The organism is Inquilinus sp., from assembly GCF_057815775.1.
The window spans coordinates 1-3,141 of sequence record NZ_JBYRFX010000202.1; the positions used below are offsets into that span (position 1 = coordinate 1).

Sequence of the window (3,141 nt, forward strand, 5' to 3'; positions counted from 1 at the left end):
GGGGTCGGCAGGGCGGCCAGCTTGTCCAGCGAGGTCTGGCGCGGATGTTCGTCGCGGTCGACCACGATGGCCTCGGCCTTCCGCTGCGGGATGGTGACCGGCACGATCTCCTGTGCCAGCCGGCCGCTGGCCTGGGCGGCAAGGGCCTTCTGCTGGCTGCGCAGGGCGAAGCCGTCCTGGTCGGCGCGGGACACGCGGAACTCCTCGGCCACGTTCTCGCCGGTCTCCGGCATCGAATCCGTGCCGTAGAGCTGTTCCATCCGTGGGTTGACGAAGCGCCAGCCGATGGTGGTGTCGTAGACGGCGTTGGCGCGGGAGAAGGCGCTTTCCGCCTTCGGCATGACGAAGGGCGCGCGCGACATGCTCTCGGCGCCGCCGGCCAGCATCAGCTCGGCCTCGCCGGCCTTGATGGCGCGGGTGGCGATGGTCAGGGCATCGAGGCCGGAGCCGCACAGGCGGTTCACGGTCGACCCCGGAATCCCAGCCGGCAGCCCGGCCAGCAGCAGGGCCATGCGGGCGACGTTGCGGTTGTCCTCGCCGGCCTGGTTGGCGCAGCCCAGCACGACGTCGTCCACCGCCTCCCAGTCGACCTTGCCGTGGCGCTCCATCAGCGCCTTCAGCGGAATCGCGGCGAGATCGTCGGGGCGGACGGCGGACAGGGCGCCGGCATAGCGGCCGATCGGCGTGCGCAGATAGGCGCAGAGAAAGGCGTCGCGGCTCATGCGGCTTCTCCATGGGCGATGCGCGTGCGTTCCTGCAGGTCGCGCAGTGTCTTCAATTCCAGCGCCGAGGGCGGCGGCGTCTGTTCCAGATTGTCGGCGAAGCGGACGGTCCAGCCGCAGGTCTCCTGCACCTGGTCGTGGGTGACGCCCGGATGCAGCGAGACCACGGTGAATTCCTTCGTCACCGGATCGGGGCGCCAGACCGCGAGGTCGGTGACCAGCAGGGTCGGGCCCTTGGTGGTGACGCCGTGCCGGGCGCGGTCGTCGCCGCCGCTGCCATGGCCGAGCGAGGTGAAGAAGTCGATCTTATCCACCATGCCGCGCTTGCCCTGCTTCATGGTGATGAAGATCTCGCCGCAGGAGGTCGCGATCTCGGGCGCGCCGCCACCGCCAGGCAGCCGCACCGTCGGCTTGTGATAGTCACCGATCACGGTCGTGTTGATGTTGCCGAAGCGGTCGAGCTGGGCGGCGCCGAGGAAGCCGACCGTGACCCGGCCGCCCTGCAGCCAGTAGCGGAACATCTCCGGCACCGACACGGTGGTGACCGCGGTGTCGCACAGCTCGCCGTCGCCGATCGACAGCGGCAGCACCTCCGGCGCGGTGCCGATGGTGCCGGATTCATAGATCAGGGTGATGTCGGGCGCGTGGGTCAGCCGCGCCACGTTGCAAGCGGCCGACGGCGCGCCGATGCCGACGAAGCAGACATCCTCGTTGCGCAAGGCCCGGGCCGCCGCGATCGTCATCATCTCATCAGGGGTGAAGTCGGCCATGCTCAGCCCCTCCCGTTCAGCGCCGCGACCCGGCCGGCGAAGGCGCCGGGGCCGCTGTCGAGCACATTGGTCTTCATCCAGGTCAGGAAGCCGTCGCGGTCGGTCGCGATCTTGTCCCAGGCCAGGTAGAAGGCGTTGTCGCGCGGATAATAGCCATGGGCGTAGGAGGGGTGGGCGCCGCCGGGGATCTTGACGATCGAGGTCACGGTCCAGTGCGGCAGCACGCAGGCGTTGGGGTGCACGTCGTCGAAATCCTCGACGATCTCCTCCACCGTCACCACCGACCGCTTGGCCGCTAGCACCGCTTCCTTCTGCACGCCGACGATGCCTTCGATCAGCACGTCGCCGCGGCGGTTCGCCTTCTGGGCGTGGATGAAGGCGACGTCGGGGCGGATCGCTGGCACCGCCGCCAGCGTCTCGCCGGTGAAGGGGCAGGTGATCGACTTGATGTTCGGGTTCACCTGGGCCAGGCCGGCGCCGCGATAGCCGCGGAACACGGCGCAGGGCAGGCCGGCCGCCCCGGCCTCGTAGGCATTGGCCATGGCGGCGTGGGAATGCTCCTCGATCTCGACCGGGTTCGGCCAGCCCTTCTCGACCGCGTCGCGCAGCCGGCGCAGCAGGCCGACGCCGGGGTTGCCGGCGTAGGAGAAGACCAGCCTGGACGCGCAGCCCATGCCGATCATCTGGTCGTAGATCAGGTCCGGCGTCATCCGGACCAGGGTCAGGTTGCGGCGGCCCTGGCGGATCGCCTCATGCCCGGCGGCGTGCGGGATCAGATGGGTGAACCCTTCGAAGGCGGCGGTGTCGCCGTCCTTCAAGTTCTCGGCCACCGCCTCGGCCAGGGTCTGGAATTTGGCCATGAACTCTCTCGGTCAGATGTCGAAGAACACGGTTTCGTCGGCACCCTGCATGCGGATGTCGAAGCGGTAGCGGCCGGGCCCGTCGGGCCGGGCGACCAGGGTGCCGCGCCGCGCCTCGGGCACGGCGTTCAGCACGGGGTCGCTTGCATTGGCCGCCGCCTCGTCCGGGAAGTAGATCCGGGTGTAGACATGGACCAGCATGCCGCGCATGAAGACGATGACGCTGAGATGTGGCGCCTCGCCGGCCGCGGCCGTGCCCGGCTTGATCGTGTCGAACACGAAGCGGCGCTCCGGGTCGGTGCCGGTGCCGCAGCGGCCGAAACCGGTGAAGCCGTCATTGGCGGTGCGTTGCGGACCGGCGAACAGGCCCTTGGAATCCGCCTGCCAGATCTCGACCAGCGCGTCCTCGATCGGCTGGCCCTGGCCGTCCAGCACCAGGCCGGTCACCCGGATGCGGTCGCCCGGCACGGCGTCGCCGGCGATGGTGCCGTCGGCGATCTGCGGGAAGTCGTAGCCGTATTGCCGCGGCGTCAGCCCATAGGCGAAGAAGGGGCCGACCGTCTGCGACCCGGTCTGAGGAAGCTTGCTCATCGGTGGCCCTCTTCCATCGGCGTCGCCAGGCGCCCGCGCAGGACGATGTCGAACTGGTAGCCCAGCGCGACTTCCGGCTCGGTGATGTCGATGTCGAAGCGCGATACCAAGCGCTGCTGCGCCGCGGGGTCGGCGATGCTGTTGAACATCGGGTCCAGCGTGTGCAGCGGGTCGCCCGGGAAATACATCTGCGTCACC

The 3,141-nt window shown here is 69.4% G+C and carries 5 protein-coding genes; all 5 read right to left on the reverse strand.

Annotated elements, in window-relative coordinates; translation table 11 throughout:
• Positions 1-722, reverse strand: a 722-nt coding sequence (locus tag AC3XYG_RS07130) for a thiolase family protein (RefSeq protein WP_489139115.1), incomplete at its 3' end; no start/stop codon positions are given.
• Positions 719-1,492 carry a CoA-transferase subunit beta gene (locus AC3XYG_RS07135; protein WP_489139116.1) on the reverse strand — a complete coding sequence of 258 codons (774 nt, stop codon included), beginning with the start codon at positions 1,490-1,492 and terminating at the stop codon, positions 719-721. The genes AC3XYG_RS07130 and AC3XYG_RS07135, both read right to left, overlap by 4 nt.
• Positions 1,493-1,494: 2 nt before the next feature.
• A complete protein-coding gene (locus tag AC3XYG_RS07140) occupies positions 1,495-2,352 on the reverse strand; it encodes a CoA transferase subunit A (RefSeq protein ID WP_489139117.1) in 858 nt (285 codons plus the stop codon).
• A gap of 12 nt (positions 2,353-2,364) precedes the next feature.
• The gene (pcaG, locus tag AC3XYG_RS07145; protein WP_489139118.1) at positions 2,365-2,943 is read right to left on the reverse strand and encodes a protocatechuate 3,4-dioxygenase subunit alpha; all 579 of its coding nucleotides are present in this window, start codon (positions 2,941-2,943) and stop codon (positions 2,365-2,367) included.
• Positions 2,940-3,141 (reverse strand): dioxygenase family protein (locus tag AC3XYG_RS07150; RefSeq protein ID WP_489139119.1); only part of this gene is annotated, 202 nt, incomplete at its 5' end. The genes pcaG and AC3XYG_RS07150, both read right to left, overlap by 4 nt.